Genomic DNA, 17,572 nt, shown 5'->3' with positions numbered 1-17,572 from the left:
ACCCACACGACTATGTATCAGTCCAAGTCCGATGTAACCATAACCAAGAGTCTTACCGATTCAGTTCACTATGCCTGGGTAATTCTTGCAGTCACGTTTCTGTGCTTGTTTGTGGCATCGGCACTGCGCTCAGTGCCGGGGATCATCATGCTGTCCCTGGAACAGGAGTTTGCTTGGAATAGGGAAACCATTAGCGGGGCGATTTCGCTCAACCTGCTGTTATTCGGCCTTGCAGGTCCATTTCTAGGTCGATTGATGGATTTACATGGCACCAAAAAAGTGAGCGTCATCACGCTAATACTATCGGTATTGGGGGCCGGCGGCAGCGTATTCATGCGTGAGTCCTGGCAAATGTATCTGTTTTGGGGGTTGCTGATTGGAGCAGGTTCGGGCGGCACTTCAATGATTATGGGATCGGCGTTGGTCAATCGCTGGTTCCATCAACATCGAGGGTTAGCGCTAGGCATATTGGGCGCCGCCTTCTCCTCCGGCCAGTTGGTCTTCACCCCGGTCCTGATGCAGATCAATGTTCACCAAGGCTGGCGCGCGGCGACGCTGTTGATCGTCGTCGCCTTAGGCTTGCTGGTTTTGCCGTTGGTGCTGAAATTTTTACGGGACGATCCCCAATCCAGAGGCCTGTTGCCCTACGGCGGCAATGGCGCACACGCAACAATACTAAAGCCCGATAGCAATCCCATGCGCTCGGCCATGAGCAGCCCGCAATTCTGGCTATTGGCTTCGAGTTTTGGCATTTGCGGCTTAACCACCTCCGGGCTTTTTCAGACCCATTTGATTCCACACGGCATCGAACATGGCTTCAGCGAAATGACCATGGCGATGTCGCTAGGGGTAATGGGCGCGGCTGATGTGTTCGGCACCATTTTATCCGGTTGGTTATGCGACCGCTATGGCAAGCGCTGGCCGCTGGCGTTTTATTACGTCGTCAGAGGCGCCACGCTGATACTGCTGCCCGGCATTGATAACACCGGACAATTAATGATGTTCTCGATTATCTACGGCATGAATTGGTTATCCACGATTCCGGCAACCTCGGCTTTGACTGCGGATTTGTTCGGGAAACAAAACGTCGGCGTGGTGTTCGGCTGGATTTGCTTTGCACATCAAATCGGCGCGGCCATCGCCGCTTACGCCGCCGGTTACGCCCATAGCCTGATCGGCGACTACCGCTTGGTTTTCATCGCGTCGGGCCTGTTTGCCTTTCTCGCAACCGGCATCGTGCTATCTATAAGAGAGTCGCAAACTGTACGCTGTTGACTTAATGCAGGCCGTTAGGCAATGGAAGGGCTCAGTATTCAACGGTTTACCGAATCGAAGCCGATGCCGGCACAAAGCACCATGACGCTGGTGCGGGTTTGGTTTGCAATTTCCGCATTATCGGAGCTATCACCTGCCATCCGGCAGTACGAAGCGTAACGGGCGAGTCCCTATTTTTGCCCCAGTCACCTCGTCGATGGCTACCGGCTTAATATCCGCTCCCGTTTCCACATCCTGTATACGCACCAACGGACCTTCGCCGCGATACTGGTGTCCCCAGGCACCTATCATGACCAGCACCGGCAGGAAGTCGCGGCCGGCGGCCGTCAATAGATACTCCTCACGCGGCGGACGCTCCGAATACAGTCGCTTTTCCAGCATACCTTCTTCCGTTAATGTCGCCAAGCGCCGAGTCAGAATCGTCGGCGCAATTCCCAGGCTTTTTCGAAATTGATCAAAACGAGTCAGGCCAATATGGGCGTCCCGCAGTATCAATAAACTCCAGGTGTCTCCAAGAAAAGCCAGGCAGCGTGCTATCGGGCAAGGGTCGGGGCAACTATTTTTTTCGTTCATACGTTTTTAGTAGTGACTTAATTTCAAATTGATAGTAACATTAGTTTCGAAATGATAGTAACACTTAGTCGACAGACTATCCACCCCGCAAGGAGATTCGATATGAACAATAAAGACAACGCTGTAGCCCTGATCACCGGCGCATCCTCGGGAATTGGGCTGGTAACGGCCAAGGCCCTACAAAAAGCGGGTTACCGCGTATTCGGAACCAGCCGCCGAGCACTTGCCAACGTAGACGGCATTACGATGCTGACCTGCGACGTGACCGACGAAACCTCGGTAAAGAACATGGTCGCTGAGGTCTTGAAGCAGGCCGGACGCATAGATCTGCTGGTCAATAATGCCGGTATCGGCCTGCTCGGCGGCGCGGAAGAGTCGTCCACCGCGCAGGCTCAGGCCTTGTTCGACGTCAACGTCTTTGGCATTACTCGTGTGAACAACGCGGTGTTACCGACTATGCGCAACCAAAGAAAGGGTAGAATTGTCAATATCAGTTCTCTCCTTGGCCTGATCCCCGCGCCGTATAACGCGTTGTATGCCGCTACCAAGCATGCGGTTGAAGGCTATTCCGAATCGCTGGACCACGAACTGCGCACTTTCGGCATCCGAGTGATCCTGGTTGAACCGGCGTTTACCCGTACCGCGTTCGAAGCAAGCATAACCAAGCCCGATCAACCGCTTGCCGTCTATGACTCGGTGCGTGCCAGTATGGCAGTGGTCATGCGCAATGGCGTGAGCGCAGGCGATGCCCCGGAAGTGGTCGCCGATACAGTGTTGAAAGCCGCGACTGCCGCAGTCCCCAAAAGACGCTATACCGCCGGAAAACAAGCCGGCCAGGTGCGTTTTCTGCGCCGTTTCATGCCGGAAGCCTTGGTGGACAAGAGCTTGCGCAAGGTTAACCAGCTGCCGATCGTCTGAGCAATCGAAGGATAGCGACATGATTCATTTATCCAACAGTTCCATGACGACTAAGGGCCGGCTACTAGCCGGGTTTTTACTGCCGCTGACCATCGTCGTCGGCTGTAGCGTTCAGGACAAGCCAGCGCAAGTGGTTGCGCGCCCGGTAAAGGTATTTCGTATCGAGCAGAACGCCGTGGCCGGCGCCAGAAGCTTTGCCGGGGAAGTCCGGGCCAGAATCGAGACGCCCTTATCCTTCCGGGTAGCCGGTAAGCTGCTGGAGCGCAAAGTAGACGTTGGCGACTCCGTGCGTAAAGGCCAACTGCTGGCAATACTGGACGGCAACGATTACCGCCTCGCCGTGCAGGGCCTTAAGGCTCAACTAGCTTCCGCGCAAGCCGACAGCACTTTCTTGCGCGACGATCTAGCGAGATACCGCGAACTGCTGACCCAGCAAGTCATCAGTCCGCCGGAGTTCGAGCGGCACGAAACCGCTTATACCACCGCGCGGGAGAGGACAGCGGCGCTGGAAGCGCAGTTAGCTCAGGCGCTTAACCAGCTGACCTATACCGAGCTACATGCCGACCGCAACGGCGTGGTCACGGCGCTGGCTGTCGAAGCCGGACAAGTGCTGGCCGCCGGTCAGGCCGTAGTGACGCTGGCCCAGCTTGACGAAAAGGAAATCCACTTCGACGTACCCGAGCATCGCCTGCCGGAAATCAAGCGCCAACAAGAAGTTAGCGTGTCATTGTGGAGCGACGACAAACGGCGGCTCAAGGCCAGAATTCGGGAAATCGCTTCGGCCGCCGAACCGGCCAGCCGCACCTACCGCGTCAAGGCAACCGTGCTGGAAGGCCTGGACGCCGCGCTATTGGGCATGACGGCGACGGTTCATATCGACGCAAACACCGCTTCCGGCATCGCCATCCCGCTTTCCGCCGTCTATACCCCGCAAAACCAGCCCGATCATCCATTAGTCTGGCTGATCGACGAGCAGGCGGCCACGGTCAAATCCGTGCCGGTTAAGCTGGGCGAAACGCTGGCCGGCGAACGCATTGCCGTCGAGGGAGTAGCACCTGGTCAATTGCTGGTCAGCGCCGGCGTCCAGCGTCTGGCCGAGGGGCAAGCTGTCCGCTTGCCGGCAGAAAATGCACCGGCTAAAGAGGGATCTCTATGAAAGCCTTCAACCTCAGCGAATGGGTGCTTAAACACCGTCCCTTCACCGGCTTTATGCTCGCACTGGTGGTGCTTGGCGGCCTGTTCGCTTATTACAAGCTGGGTCAGCAGGAAGATCCGCCGTTCACCTTCAGGATCATGGTGGTCAAAACCCTCTATCCCGGCGCCACCGCGCTGGAAGTGGAACAGCAGTTGACCGACAGGCTGGAAAAGAAAATCCAGGAACTGCCTGACCTGGATTACTTGCGCAGTTATTCCAAACCCGGCGAATCGGTGATTTTCGTCACGCCGCGCGAAGATACGCCGCCCAAGGACATTCCCGAGCTTTGGTATCAGGTGCGCAAGAAGGTCGACGACATCCGCATGACGCTGCCGCCCGGCAGCATTGGGCCGTTTTTCAACGACGAATTCGGCGACACCTATAGCCTGATCTACGCCTTTTCCGGCGACGGTTTTAGTTATGCCGACCTGAAATTGGCGGCCGATTCGGTCCGCCAACAGCTGTTGCGCATCAAGGATGTCGAGAAGGTCGATCTGATCGGCGTACAGGACGAAAAGATTTTCGTCGAATTTTCCGACAAAAAGCTGGCCGAACTGGGCTTGGATGCGGCGGCGGTTGCACAGGCGTTGCACGCGCAGAACGGCATGGCGCCGGCCGGCACGGTATTTTCCCCGCAGCGCAATCTGCCGATACGCCTGACCGGTTCCTTCGATTCGGTGGATAGCGTCGCCAACATGCCGGTGCGCATAGCCAATCGAACGTTGAAAGTCAAAGATTTTGCCAAGGTGACACGCGGCTATGTCGATCCCGCCGAATTCAAGATGCGTTTCAACGGCAAGCCGGCGCTTGGGCTCGGCGTGACGATGAACAAGAAAGGCAATGTCATCGATCTGGAACAAGCCTTGGACGACATGCTGGCCGGCATAGCAACCGAGTTGCCGATCGGACTGGACGTGGAGCCGGTCGCCAATCAAGGCCATGTGGTTAAAAACCAGATGGCGGAATTCGGCCGTACTTTTTTCGAAGCCTTGGCGACCGTGTTGATGGTCAGTTTCTTGAGCCTGGGTTGGCGCACCGGTTCCGTGGTCGCGCTGACCGTGCCGCTGGTGCTGGCCGCCACCTTGCTGGTCATGCTGCTGTGCGGCATCGATCTGCAACGGATTTCGTTGGGCGCCTTGATTCTGGCGCTGGGCTTGCTGGTGGACGATGCGATGATTGCCGTCGAGATGATGGCCCGCAAGCTGGAAGAAGGCTGGGACCGGATGCGTGCCGCGACCTATGCGTATACGGCCACGGCTTTTCCGATGCTGACCGGCACTTTGATTACCATCGCCGGTTTCCTGCCGGTGGGTCTGGCCCAGTCCTCGGCCGGCGAATACACGGTGGCGATTTTCCAGGTGGTCGGCATTTCCTTGATACTGTCCTGGATAGGCGCGGTAGTGTTCACTCCTTATTTGGGATTTTTGATCCTCAAGGTGCATGCCAACGCCGATGGCCCGATCCACGACCTGTTCGATACGCCGTTCTACAACCGGCTTCGCCGTTGGGTGGATGCTTGCGTAGCGCACCGCAAGAAAGTCATTGTCGCCACACTGGCCTTGTTCGGCCTAGGCGTGGTGGCTTTAACCCATGTTCCCGAACAGTTCTTTCCGCTGTCCAACCGGCCGGAAGTCATCGTCGACCTGTGGCTGCCGGAAGGCAGCGCCTTCGAACAAACCGAAGCCGCCGCCAAACGCATGGAAGCTTTGCTAGCCAACGATGAAGACGTGGAGCACGTCGCCAGCTATATCGGCAGCGGCACGCCGAGGTTTTTCATGTTGATCGTGCAGCAACTGGCAAACACCAATCTGGCCGAATTGGTGGTGATGACCAAGGATAACCAAGCGCGCGAACGGGTGATGCAGCGCGTCCGGCAGATGCTTGAGACCGATTTCCCGAATGTCCGCGGCCGAGTGAAGCGGCTTAATGTTGGGCCGCCGATGGATTATCCGTTGGCGTTCAGGGTGCTCGGAGAAAATCCCAATATCGTGCGCGGCATCGCCGAGCGGGTGGCCGACGTAGTGCGCAACCATTCCGGCACCGTGGACGTCAACGACGACTGGCATGAGCGTATACCATCGTTCCGCCTAATGCTAGATCAAGACAAGGCCCGCGCGCTCGGCGTTTCGACGGCCAGCCTGTCGCAAGCCTTGCAGGCGCATTACACCGGCATCCCGGTCGGGCAACTGCGCGAGCAGGATAAGTTGATAGACATCGTCTGGCGGGCCAGTCCCGAATTGCGCAGCGCCGCCAACGAATTACCCGACGTCGCGGTTCGCACGGCTAATGGTAAGTCGGTGTCGCTGTCGCAGTTCGTCAAGTTCAAGACCGTGTTCGAGGACGGCGTGCGTTGGCGGCGCAACCGCTTCCCGGCTATCTCGGTGCGCGCCGACGTGGCCGACGGCAAGATGGCTCCGGACGTGGCGGCGGAAATCGTCCCGAAACTTAAATCCATACAGGACAGCTTGCCGGTCGGCTATTTCATCGAAACCGGCGGCTCCAAGGAAGACGCGGTGACCGCGCAAAAATCGATTTTGATCTGGATTCCGCTGGTGCTGATCGTCACGCTGATTTTGTTGATGATGCAGTTGCAGAACCTGTCCAGGACTTTCATGGTGTTCAGTACCGCGCCGCTGGGCGTGATCGGCGCGGCCTTCGCCTTGCTGTTATTCCGGGCTCCCTTCGGTTTCGTGGCCTTGCTCGGCATCCTGGCGCTGGCCGGCATGATCATGCGCAATTCGGTGATTCTGGTCGACCAGATCGATCAGGACGAACAGTCGGGACTCGACACATGGTCGGCCATCGTCGAATCGACGGTACGGCGTTTCCGGCCGATCATGCTGACCGCGGCGGCGGCCATCCTGGCGATGATCCCGTTGTCGCGTAACGACTTCTTCGGCCCGCAGGCCATCGCCATCATGGGCGGGCTGACGGTGGCAACCGTGTTGACGGTGTTCTTCCTGCCGGCGCTGTATGCGGCGTGGTTTTGGGTGGAGCGTGGGCCAGCCGGAGGTGATAAAGCCCCTACCTGATGGTAACGCCATCGAGCCAACGATACCTCCCCCTTTTTCAAAGGGGGATTGAGGGGGATTTATTAGAAAAATCTCCCCCAGCCCCTCTTTTCCAAAGAGGGGAGTAAAAAATAGCTGTAGGGTACGCATTGCGTACCTTTTTAAAGCCTCTGCAATTGTTAAAGCCCAAGAAGGTACGCGGTACCCAAGGGCATAAATGCGTACCCTACGCGGCGACCACGGAGTTTTACAATGAATCATAGAGTTTTAACACCGCTAACTGTTCTGTTCTTGGTTAGTCTAATCGCCTGTACGCCGACCCGCGTCGGTGACCCAGTAGCGTTGAATAGCCCTGCGCAATGGCAACACGCGGCTAATGCCGATACCGCCCAATCTGCCGAAACGACAGACCTGAAAACTTGGTGGCAAGGATTCAACGATCCCTTGTTGAACGAATTGATAGACCAAGCCTTGGCTGCGAACCACGATATCAAGATCGCCACCGCTCGCGTCCGCGAAGCCAATGCGATGGTCACCGTCGCCGAAGCGGCGTTGTATCCCAGCCTCGATTTCTCGCTAGCCGGCGGCCGGGAAAAACGCATCGACCGCATCGTCGGCGTGCCGAGCGGGCAAGGCATCAAATTGATTACGCCGACCGCTGACGCCGTCAGCGGCGGCTTGGCGGCGCGCTGGGAAATCGACGTGTTCGGCGGCCGGCATCTGGAAGCGGAAGCCGCCGCCGCGCAAGCCCAAGGCAGCCGGGAAGACTTGCATGCCGCGCAAGTCGGTCTGCTGGCTCAAGTAGCGACCAACTACCTGGAGTTGCGTGGCGTGCAGCAACGTACCGGCATTCTGCAAAGCAATATAGCCTTGCAGCGCGAGCGCTTGCGGACTGTCCAGGTATTTCATAAAGCCGGCCTGGCCAACGAGGCGGATGTGGCCCGCCAGCAAACGCTATTGCAAGGCACCGAAGCGATGCTGCCGCAACTGACCAACGCCGGGCAAAAGCTCATCCACCGTTTGGGCGTATTGCTGGGCGAGCCGCCGGAAAGTCTGGAACAGCGGTTGGCCGTGGCCGGCCCGTTGCCGAAACAAGCGCCGGTCATGCCAAACCTGTTGCCGGCCGATTTATTGGCGCAACGTCCCGATTTGCGTCTGGCGCAAACCGAAGTCAGCGCGGCGGCGGCCAGCCTGGGTTCCGCTCGGGCCGATCTTTATCCGAAACTGGTGCTGTCGGCCAGCGGCGGTTTCGGCGCGCTGGCGGTCGGCGGTTTTCCGAGTCTGGCCGATAGCGTCTATGCCTTGGGCTCGGGCCTTTCGGCACCGATCTTCAACGCCGGCCGCATCCGCGCCCATATCGCCGCCGCCGATGCGCGGCTGGATCAGGTCGCCGCCAATTACGAGAAGATTTTTTTGCTGGCCCTGGAGGACGTGGAAAACGCCTTCGCCGCGCACCGTTCGGCCACCGACAGCCTGGGGCAATTAACCCAAGCGGAAGCCTCGGCGGAAAAAGCTTACCGGCTGGTCGACGCCTTGTATCAGCGCGGCGCGGGCAATTATTTGACCGTTCTGGATGCCCAGCGCAGCAAATTGGCCATCAGCGACGAACGTGCAAAAGCCGAAACGGCGGTCGGCGTGGCCATGGTGTCGCTGTACCGGGCTTTCGGCGGTGGCTGGACGGCTGCGGAATCGCCGGGCGATATCGATTCAGTCTCGACACCGTGAGCGGCGGCGGGCATGATAGGCAAGACACGCGCTAAGGAACGCGCATGAAGTAACTTCTTCAAAATCGGAAAGGGGGTTTGGTGGCTCGATTGACAGGTGTCGGCGGCAGGGACAGCCGCCGTCAAGCCTACCTGGATGTATTCACGGCGTCCTGTCGAGCGAGTCACCGAACCTCCACAACGCGTTCTGTCTTTATAAGTTATTTTGCGCATATTCCTAAACTCCTCACAATCGTACACAGGAAAACCACATGACAAAAACCTCTTCGCTAGCCGAGCTCTCTTCGGCGGATTGCCCATGAGCGTCAACAGCTCAAGCCCCATTATCTCCCTGCGCGGTATCAACAAAGCCTATGCCGGCGGTTTTCAGGCGCTGAAAAACGTCGATCTGGACATAGAACGCGGCGAGATATTTGCCTTGCTCGGCCCCAACGGCGCCGGCAAAACCACGCTGATAGGCATCGTTTGCGGTATCGTCAAGGCCACGGCGGGTACCGTTGTCGCCGACGGTTACGATATCGTGCGGGATTATCGCGCCGCGCGGGCCGCCATCGGCTTGGTGCCGCAGGAGCTGCATACCGATGCTTTCGAGTCGGTGTGGGCCACGGTCACTTTCAGTCGCGGGCTGTTCGGCAAGCCGCCCAACCCCGTCTATGTGGAAAAGGTGTTGCGCGATTTGTCGCTGTGGGAAAAGCGCGACGCAAAAATCATGACGCTATCCGGCGGCATGAAACGGCGGGTGCTGATCGCCAAGGCTCTGGCGCACGAGCCGTCAATATTGTTTCTGGACGAGCCGAGTGCCGGCGTCGATGTGGAACTGCGCCACGACATGTGGCGCATGGTGCGCGAACTGCGCGCCAATGGCACCACCATCATCCTGACCACCCATTACATCGAAGAGGCCGAGGACATGGCGGATCGCATCGGCGTCATCAATAAGGGCGAATTGATTGTGGTGGAAGACAAGGCAGTGCTGATGCGTAAACTCGGTAAGAAGCAGCTGACGCTGAGTTTGCGCCAGCCCATGTCCGACATTCCGGACGATCTCGCCGCTTGGTCGTTAACGCTCGCGGTGGACGGCCAAAGTTTGGTGTATAGCTTCGACAGCCAGGAAGAAGAGACCGGTATCGCCGAATTGTTGCGCATGCTAAACGCACATGGCATTGACTTCAAGGACTTGAGTTCCAGCGAGAGCTCGTTGGAAGATATTTTCGTCAGTTTGGTTCAGCAATCCCGGGAGACGCCCGCATGAATATTTACGGCATTCGCGCCATTTATCGCTTCGAAATGGCCCGCACTTTCCGTACCTTGGCGCAAAGCATCGCCGCGCCGGTATTGACCACTTCGCTGTACTTCATCGTCTTCGGCAAGGCCATCGGCGGGCGGATGGGGGAAATCGACAGCATCGGCTACGGCGCCTTCATCATTCCCGGGCTGGTGATGCTGAATCTGCTGAACGAAAGCATTTCCAACGCTTCGTTCGGCATTTACATGCCCAAATGGGCGGGTACGATTTACGAGCTACTGTCGGCGCCGGTTTCCTGGCTTGAGGTGTTGTGCGGTTATGTGGGGGCGGCGGCGACCAAGTCGGTGCTGTTGGGCTTGCTGATACTGGGCACGGCCCGGATTTTCGTCCCCTACCAGATTGCCCACCCCGGGTGGATGATAGGCTTTCTGTTGCTGACCGCCGTCACCTTCAGTCTGTTCGGCTTCATCATCGGCCTGTGGGCCGACAGCTTTCAGAAGCTGCAGGTGGTGCCTATGCTGGTCGTTACCCCGCTGACATTTCTGGGCGGCGCCTTCTATTCGATCAATATGTTGCCGCCCCCGTGGCAGAACATCACCCTGTTCAATCCCGTGGTGTATTTGATCAGCGGCTTTCGCTGGAGTTTTTACGGTGTTGCCGACGTGGATGTCGCCATCAGCATAGGCATGACCCTGGGTTTTCTGCTGGTCTGCCTGATCTATGTTTGGTGGGTGTTCAAAACCGGTTACAAAATCAGAACGTGAGCCGGTAATCATCCCAGCACCGCAGCGCGACATTTTTCGTATTGCCGGTGCGGGTTGGCGTTATGCCTAAATGGCATTCAAGATGTCTTCGATTAATTTCGGGCCCTGGTAAATCAGGCCGCTATATATCTGTACCAAACTGGCGCCGGCCTGGATTTTTTCCAGGGCGTCTTTGCCGCTTAAAATGCCGCCCGCCGCAATGATTGGCAGTTTGCCGTTTAATTCCTCGGCCAGGCCTTTTACCACGTGGGTGGAACTCTCCCTGACCGGTGCGCCGCTGAGGCCGCCGGCTTCATTAGCGTAAGGGTGGTCTTGTACCTTATCGCGGGCTATGGTGGTATTGGTGGCGATGACGCCGTCGATGCCGAATTCCAACAGCAATTCCGCGATATGGCGAATTTCCTTGTCGCTGAGGTCGGGGGCGATTTTGACGGCAATCGGTGTGTATTTGCCGTGCTCGGCCTGTAATTTGATTTGTTCCTGCTTTACTGCTTCCAGTAAATACCTGATGTCGTCGCCCTGCTGCAATTGACGCAAATTTTTGGTGTTGGGCGAGCTTATGTTGATCGTTATATAACTGGCCGGCAGATAGCTTTTGCGTAAGCCAATCAGATAGTCGTCCGTGGCATTTTCAATCGGGGTAGCGGCATTTTTGCCGATGTTGATCCCCAGTACGCCGCGATAACTGCTGCTTTGGACCTGTTGCAGCAGATGGTCTATGCCGTAATTATTAAAGCCCATCCGGTTGATGATGGCTTGATGTTCGGGCAAACGAAACAGGCGGGGCTTGGGATTGCCGGGCTGCGGCCGTGGGGTCACCGTGCCGATTTCAATGAAACCGAAGCCCAGCGCGGCCAGCGCATCGATATAATCGCCGTTTTTATCCAGGCCGGCGGCAAGGCCCAGAGGATTTTTAAAATCCAAGCCCATCACGCTGACCGGTTTTTCGGTTGATCCGGCTTTAACCAAGCCGGAAAGACCTGTTTGCTCGGCCAGTTTCAATGATTTCAATGTGACGTTGTGGGCTGTTTCCGGATCCAGGCTAAACAGCAGGGGGCGTAATAATGGATAAAGATTCATGGCGTTTTAAGAATGTAACCAGGGTTAATTAAAGTGTAAGCCGACATGGCGGGGCAAGCCGAATTAAGGATTCCACCCCGAATAACTTCCTTGTTTATATCCCTCAACCTGGCCCTTTCCCGGAGAGAGAGAAAGGAATGCGGAGTTATTTTGGGCGGAACCCTAAGCGCGCCGCAAGGCGTAGGGTTCGGGATTGATGTGAGGTGTTCTCCGTAAAATCAAATCGGCCAGCAAGCGGGCGGACGCCGGCCCCATGACCAAGCCGTTGCGGAAATGGCCGGCATTGATGCTCAGGTTGTCCAGGTCGGGGTGAAAGCCTATGTAAGGAATTCCTTTTGGAGTGCCGGGCCTCAGGCCGGCCCAATGTGCGCAAACCGGGTAATTTTTCAATTCCGGCATGAGGTTTGTGGCAAAGGCGTGGAGGTGATCTCCGGCTTCCGGCGTGGTGACTTTGCTAAAGCCGGCTTGTTCCACCGTGCTGCCGGCTAAAATCTTGCCGTCGCGGCGCGGAATCAGGTAGTGGTCGCCGTCCAGTATCATGTGCTGCAGCGTGTCGGGTTGAGCGTCAAACAGCAGCATTTGTCCGCGTACCGGTTGAATTTGTAAATTTACCGATGCCAACGGCAGCCAGCGCCGCAGGAAATCCGCGCTCCAGGCCCCCGCGCAGACGACGGTTTGCTGTGGGCAAAAACTTTGTTCAGCAGTATGGATTTTATGTAGACGCCTGTGTTCGATTTCAATGCCGGTGATTTCGGCGTTTTCGAGAAAGCGCACGCCTTTTTGCAGCAAATAGGCTTTTAACGATTTTAATAGGCGCGGGTTGCGCGCCTGTGCAATGTCGGGGAGCCATAAGGGCCGGTCGCAGCTGGTATTGAATGGTTCGAGCAATGCGGGAGGCGGTGCTTGGTGGGCGATATGGCGGGTATCGCACCATTGGATGGCTGAGTCGTAGTCCGGGTTTTTACAGATCAGCATGCCGCAAGGCGTCCATTCCGGGTCCATGCCGGTGGCATCGAGCAATTCCTGGCTCAGGCCGGGGTAGCTTTGCAGGCTGGCGATCACCAGGTCGGAAATCGCGTCGGCCTGCCGCCAGGGATAAATCGGCAGTAGGATGCCGCCGCCGGCCCAGGAAGCTTCCCGTCCGGAGTCGGATTTGTCGATGATGGTGACGTCTCGGCCGGCCAAGCGCAATTCGCGGGCGGTCAGTAAGCCGCTGATGCCGCCGCCTATAATCAGTATGTCTGTGTTTTGGGTCATGTGAAAGCGGACTGTGTAGTTTAAGCGACAACTTAACACGAAAAAGGCGATGGCTGCCGCTTGGCGGCCGAAATGTCCGCTCAAAATAGGTCATTCCGGCCGGATTTTGCGTTGTTTTGGTGCGACAAAAGTGGGCGGAAATTTTATGTGCATTTTTTTAACTGAATGTTGTTTTTTTTTAACAGTCAATGAAATTACTTTACTCTAAATTTGTATTTTATTGATATATATTAACTTTTTCTGATAAAAAAAATAAGTCTAAAACTTGTAAGGATGCGAAGCAGCTGCTATTATTGCTCACGTAGAAAAATCCTGTGTTGCAATTAGGCAAAAAGCAGACCGGCTAACAACAATAAACCCTTGGGGGACAGCAATGACTTTAAATAAAACCCAATTAGCGCTGGGCATCGCCGCAGCGACTTTATCCATGGCCATGGTTGGTCCCGCTCAAGCGGCGGACAGCAAAGCCGAGCGCGTTGCCGATGCGGCGGCCAGAAAAACCGAAGCCCTGGAAATGCAAATGCAACAAATGGCTGACCAAATGGCGGCCATGCAGGCTGAATTGAGCCGCGTCAAGGGTGCTTCCGCGCAAGCTTCCGTCGAATCGGCGAAAGTGCAGGAACTGGATCAATGGATGGCTTCCATGAAGTCGGCGCCGGTTGCTTCCGGGGCTAAAGATAACTTGGTGGCGGTTCGCGGCGGTTGGACGTCGCTGGATCAGGATCGCGGTGGCGCGGGCCCCTTGGATTTCTCAACTAAGGGCGCGCTGTTGTCCAACAATAGTAACAACGATGGCTTTTATTTTGGCGGCGCGTTCGACTTCAATGTCAATAACGATTTATTCGGCTTGATGGACGATACTTCGTTCGCAATTGAGTTGGGTATTGAGTATGCCCAGTATGGTACTGGTCAAAACATATTGACCAACGGCACGCTGACAGCCTTGGCCGGAGAAACGCCAGTCAATCTTAATGCTGGACATGGCGTATCCACCGATGCCCGTTTAAGAATCAATGCTTCGCCAAAAATCAAGTTCATGCACGGCAGCAAATTCCGTCCATGGTTGATCCCGGTCGGTCTGGATATCAATATTCTGGGCGTGCCTTCCAACGCGGTTTCCGTGTTGAATGCAGGCATGAACTTCGGTGCCGGTGCCGAGTATGACATTTTCAGAGGTATCGTGATCGGTGCCGATACCCGTTACCACTATTCCACCAGCAGACTGGACGGTACGCCAACCGACGGTTTCAGCGCCGGCGGTTACTTGGGTTTCAAATTCTAATTTGTTACGCAGTTAAGTTGGTCGAAAAGGGAAGGCTTGCGCCTTCCCTTTTTTTATGCCTGCGCCTCATTAGTAGTGCTATACTCGGTACCAAATTTGGTGATATGAGGGTTTTCAATGAATCTAGTAACTGATATTAAGCCTGTGAGTTATTTAAAGGCTCATTCGGCGGAACTTTTGCAACAAATAAATCAAACCCACAGGCCTATTGTTATTACCCAAAACGGTGAGCCGCGTGGTGTTCTACAAGATGCCGAAAGCTATGAAAATATGCGTAATGCCTTGAGTTTGCTGAAGTTGCTGGCGCAAAGCGAAGAGGATATTCGTCATGGTGATCTACTGGATCAGCAGGATGTGTTTCGCGAAATGGATGAGCTGCTGGTTGAGTAATGTCCCAATTGCGTCGGGTTCAATGGACTAAAACTGCTCGAAATGATCTGCGACAGGTTGTGGCTTACCTGAAAACTCGCAGTCCGGCTTCCGCTGCTTCGCTGTTGGCTGAAATAAAATCCAAGGTGTTTCAATTGGATCGGCTGGCGGAAAGGGGGCGAGTGGCGCCGGAATTGCTGGCCCAATGTGTATTTCAGTTTAGGGAGTTGCTGGTTTCCCATTGGCGAATTATCTACAAAATCGATGGAAATGATGTTCGCGTATTAGCAGTGCTCGACTCGCGTCGGAATCTTGAGGATTTGTTATTAGAGCGGATGCTGGGCGGTGAGAGTTGAAACTGCTTTATCCGGACATTTCCCCATTTCACACGTTTTTGCTGGAAACCGATAGCGCGCATCAGGTCTATGTCGAACGATCCGGCAACCCGGCCGGTATTCCGGTGATTTTTTTGCATGGTGGGCCGTGTTCGGGTACTAAGCCGGATCATCGGCGTTTTTTTAATCCCGATCTTTATCATGTCATCCTGATGGATCAGCGCGGTTGCGGCGGGTCCTTGCCATTCGGCGAGTTGGAAGGCAATACCACGCAAGATTTGCTAGGCGACATGGAGCGCATGCGCGAACGTTTGCGTATAGAGAAATGGTTGTTGTTCGGCGGGTCCTGGGGGGCTACTCTGGCGTTGTTGTATGCTCAGCAATTTCCCGAGCGAATATCCGGCATGGTTTTGCGCGGCGTGTTTCTGGCGCGGCAGGTCGACATGGAATGGTTTTTACAGGCCGGTGCGAATCGAATTTATCCGCAAATTTGGCGAGACATGTTGGACGGTGTGGGGGCCGAGTCCGCCGGCCAACTTTTGCCGAAATTATGCGAAGCCGTATTCGGTGATGACAAAACCCTTGCCGAGCGCGCTGCGTGGCATTGGCAGTTGTGGGGTGGACAGGTGGCATTGGGGGCGGAGTTTGCGCCGGGTGATCCGCGAATTGATGAATTGGCGGTCAAACAGGTGCAAATGGAGCTGAATTACGCCAGAAACCATTATTTCATCGCCGAAAATCAGATTTTGCAGAACTGCGCGGTGCTGCGGCACATACCAACCATCATTATCCACGGGCAAAACGATCTCACCTGTCCGTTGGAAGCAGCCTGGAGTCTGCATCAGGCGCTGCCGGATGCGGAATATCGGGTATTGCCGTATTCCGGGCATGTCGCGAAGGGCGAGGAAATGATAGATGCCCTGGTCGATGCGACGGATAGAATGGCCGAATTGTTGGCTTGAATTTGGAGGCGGGTTTGGTGAGTAAAAAGCGGCTGGTCATTGCAATGACCGGCGCAACCGGCGCGATTTACGGTGTGCGTATGCTGCAAATCCTGAAGGATTTGCCTGAGTGGGAGACTCATTTGGTGATTTCCGCGGCCGGTTTGGTAAATTTGAAATACGAGCTGGACATGGATAGGTCGGCGCTGTACAGCTTGGCGGATGTGTCGCACGGCATCAACGATATTGCTTCCTGTATCGCCAGCGGTTCCTTTAAAACCGAGGGTGTTGTGGTGGCGCCTTGTTCCATGAAGACCTTGGCGGCGATTGCGCACGGCTTTGGCGACAACCTGATTTCCCGTTCGGCCGATGTGGCGTTAAAGGAGCGGCGTAAAACCGTATTGGTGCCGCGGGAAACGCCGCTAAATCTGGCGCATATTCGAAATATGGCGGCGGTGACCGAGATGGGTGGTATTATTTTTCCACCCATGCCGGCGTTTTATAATAAATCCGATTCCGTAAAAGCCATGGTGGATGAAGGCGTGGGGCGGATTTTGGATATGTATGGCGTGACTATCGATGGCTTATTCAAACCCTGGACGGGTTTGGGTAACGAAGGATAAAAAATCGATAAAATACGAAAATTCGCGAGCAAATGGCAGGCTTTCAATTGACAGGGTGCCTGATTCTGATTTAGAGTTGCTGCCAGCTTTTTTATCGCTCATCAACGGCAGTTCATTATTTGCCCTTTTGGCTGGTGACTATGGTGCTGATGAGCCGTTCTTATAACTATAACCGTAACAATTGGAGCACATCACATGGCAAGACCATTAATTCAAATGGCGTTGGACTCACTGGATTTCGACCAAACCGTAGCGTTGGCCGATCAAGTAGCGCCTTATGTTGATATTTTTGAAATCGGCACCCCTTGCATCAAATACAACGGCATCAATCTGGTAAAAGCGCTGAGACAACGTTACCCCGACAAACTGTTGCTGGTTGACCTGAAAACCATGGACGCCGGCGAATACGAAGCGGGCGCTTTCTACGCGGCCGGCGCGGACATCTGCACCGTATTGGGCGTATCCGGTCTGGCGACTATTGCCGGCGTTATCAAGGCAGCGAAAAAACATGCCGCCGAAACTCAAATCGACTTGATCAACGTAGCCGACAAAGCGGAATGCGCGAGAGAGTCCGTGAAATTGGGCGCTCAAATCGTCGGTATTCACACTGGTCTGGACGCGCAAGCGGCTGGCCAAACGCCGTTCGGCGACCTGAACGACATCGCGCGCCTGGGTCTGGGTGTACGCATCTCCGTGGCCGGCGGTATCAAGCAAGCCACCGTACAACAAGTGGTTGAAGCCGGCGCCAATATCATCGTGGTTGGTGCGGCTATCTACGGCGCGCCTTCTCCAGCGGAAGCCGCGCGTGAAATTCGCGAATTGGTAGACGCAGCGGCCGCCTAAGTCAGCTTTGCTACTACCGGCATGCTAAGGACGAGTGGCTAACGCCACTCGTCCTTTCTTCGTTTTAAATACCCGAATAAAAAAGCGGCCATTATTGCCGCGCACCCAGCATACAAAAATACAAGGAGATAACTTT

At 55.6% G+C, this 17,572-nt stretch carries 17 protein-coding genes; 14 read left to right on the top strand and 3 right to left on the bottom strand.

The genetic code is table 11. The features are described from left to right. The first annotated feature begins 12 nt into the window (after positions 1 to 12). Positions 13 to 1,275: an MFS transporter gene (locus tag NP590_RS16965; protein WP_256603835.1), complete on the top strand. Its 1,263-nt coding sequence runs from the start codon at positions 13 to 15 to the stop codon at positions 1,273 to 1,275. A 129-nt stretch (positions 1,276 to 1,404) separates the two neighbouring features. Here NP590_RS16965 and NP590_RS16960 read toward each other — a convergent pair whose 3' ends face one another. Then, a complete protein-coding gene (locus NP590_RS16960) occupies positions 1,405 to 1,848 on the bottom strand; it encodes a winged helix-turn-helix transcriptional regulator (RefSeq protein WP_256603834.1) in 444 nt (147 codons plus the stop codon). A gap of 102 nt (positions 1,849 to 1,950) precedes the next feature. Between NP590_RS16960 and NP590_RS16955 the strand changes: the two genes are divergently transcribed. The 6 genes from NP590_RS16955 (at position 1,951) to NP590_RS16930 (ending at position 10,706) form a co-directional block, all read left to right on the top strand. Then, positions 1,951 to 2,766 (top strand): oxidoreductase, encoded by an 816-nt coding sequence (locus NP590_RS16955; protein WP_256603833.1) that lies wholly within the window; start codon positions 1,951 to 1,953, stop codon positions 2,764 to 2,766. Between the two features lie 19 nt (positions 2,767 to 2,785). Next, a complete protein-coding gene (locus tag NP590_RS16950) occupies positions 2,786 to 3,922 on the top strand; it encodes an efflux RND transporter periplasmic adaptor subunit (protein WP_256603832.1) in 1,137 nt (378 codons plus the stop codon). After that, a complete protein-coding gene (locus NP590_RS16945) occupies positions 3,919 to 6,993 on the top strand; it encodes an efflux RND transporter permease subunit (protein ID WP_256603831.1) in 3,075 nt (1,024 codons plus the stop codon). Before NP590_RS16950 ends, NP590_RS16945 begins: the two co-directional genes overlap by 4 nt. A 231-nt stretch (positions 6,994 to 7,224) precedes the next feature. Then, complete coding sequence (locus NP590_RS16940; RefSeq protein ID WP_256603830.1) at positions 7,225 to 8,697, top strand: efflux transporter outer membrane subunit; 1,473 nt, start codon at positions 7,225 to 7,227, stop codon at positions 8,695 to 8,697. A gap of 297 nt (positions 8,698 to 8,994) precedes the next feature. Next, positions 8,995 to 9,948 carry an ABC transporter ATP-binding protein gene (locus tag NP590_RS16935; RefSeq protein ID WP_256603829.1) on the top strand — a complete coding sequence of 318 codons (954 nt, stop codon included), beginning with the start codon at positions 8,995 to 8,997 and terminating at the stop codon, positions 9,946 to 9,948. After that, a complete protein-coding gene (locus NP590_RS16930; RefSeq protein WP_256603828.1) occupies positions 9,945 to 10,706 on the top strand; it encodes an ABC transporter permease in 762 nt (253 codons plus the stop codon). Before NP590_RS16935 ends, NP590_RS16930 begins: the two co-directional genes overlap by 4 nt. Before the next feature lie 66 nt (positions 10,707 to 10,772). Here NP590_RS16930 and NP590_RS16925 read toward each other — a convergent pair whose 3' ends face one another. After that, positions 10,773 to 11,786 (bottom strand): quinone-dependent dihydroorotate dehydrogenase, encoded by a 1,014-nt coding sequence (locus tag NP590_RS16925; RefSeq protein WP_256603827.1) that lies wholly within the window; start codon positions 11,784 to 11,786, stop codon positions 10,773 to 10,775. Between the two features lie 162 nt (positions 11,787 to 11,948). Further along, positions 11,949 to 13,043 carry an NAD(P)/FAD-dependent oxidoreductase gene (locus NP590_RS16920; RefSeq protein WP_256603826.1) on the bottom strand — a complete coding sequence of 365 codons (1,095 nt, stop codon included), beginning with the start codon at positions 13,041 to 13,043 and terminating at the stop codon, positions 11,949 to 11,951. A 373-nt stretch (positions 13,044 to 13,416) separates the two neighbouring features. Between NP590_RS16920 and NP590_RS16915 the strand changes: the two genes are divergently transcribed. The 7 genes from NP590_RS16915 to hxlA all read left to right on the top strand — a co-directional run bounded on the left by NP590_RS16915 (position 13,417) and on the right by hxlA (position 17,436). Beyond that, positions 13,417 to 14,325 (top strand): hypothetical protein, encoded by a 909-nt coding sequence (locus tag NP590_RS16915; RefSeq protein WP_256603825.1) that lies wholly within the window; start codon positions 13,417 to 13,419, stop codon positions 14,323 to 14,325. Positions 14,326 to 14,442: 117 nt separating this feature from the next. Then, positions 14,443 to 14,715, top strand: a complete 273-nt coding sequence (locus NP590_RS16910; protein WP_256603824.1) for a type II toxin-antitoxin system Phd/YefM family antitoxin — start codon at positions 14,443 to 14,445, stop codon at positions 14,713 to 14,715. Continuing rightward, positions 14,715 to 15,050: a type II toxin-antitoxin system RelE/ParE family toxin gene (locus tag NP590_RS16905; RefSeq protein ID WP_256603823.1), complete on the top strand. Its 336-nt coding sequence runs from the start codon at positions 14,715 to 14,717 to the stop codon at positions 15,048 to 15,050. The genes NP590_RS16910 and NP590_RS16905 overlap by 1 nt, the downstream gene beginning before the upstream one ends. Further along, the gene (pip, locus tag NP590_RS16900) at positions 15,047 to 15,991 is read left to right on the top strand and encodes a prolyl aminopeptidase (protein ID WP_256603821.1); all 945 of its coding nucleotides are present in this window, start codon (positions 15,047 to 15,049) and stop codon (positions 15,989 to 15,991) included. The genes NP590_RS16905 and pip overlap by 4 nt, the downstream gene beginning before the upstream one ends. A gap of 14 nt (positions 15,992 to 16,005) precedes the next feature. Beyond that, on the top strand, positions 16,006 to 16,593 hold the full coding sequence (locus NP590_RS16895; protein ID WP_256603819.1) for a UbiX family flavin prenyltransferase: 588 nt from the start codon (positions 16,006 to 16,008) through the stop codon (positions 16,591 to 16,593). Then, positions 16,550 to 16,759, top strand: a complete 210-nt coding sequence (locus NP590_RS16890) for a hypothetical protein (protein WP_256603856.1) — start codon at positions 16,550 to 16,552, stop codon at positions 16,757 to 16,759. Before NP590_RS16895 ends, NP590_RS16890 begins: the two co-directional genes overlap by 44 nt. A gap of 29 nt (positions 16,760 to 16,788) precedes the next feature. Then, positions 16,789 to 17,436, top strand: a complete 648-nt coding sequence (gene hxlA, locus NP590_RS16885) for a 3-hexulose-6-phosphate synthase (RefSeq protein WP_256603818.1) — start codon at positions 16,789 to 16,791, stop codon at positions 17,434 to 17,436. Positions 17,437 to 17,572 lie beyond the last annotated feature (136 nt).

The organism is Methylomonas subterranea (assembly GCF_024505185.1).
In the GTDB taxonomy this organism is placed as follows: domain Bacteria; phylum Pseudomonadota; class Gammaproteobacteria; order Methylococcales; family Methylomonadaceae; genus Methylomonas; species Methylomonas subterranea.
This window is presented reverse-complemented; position numbering and strand designations above follow the sequence as displayed.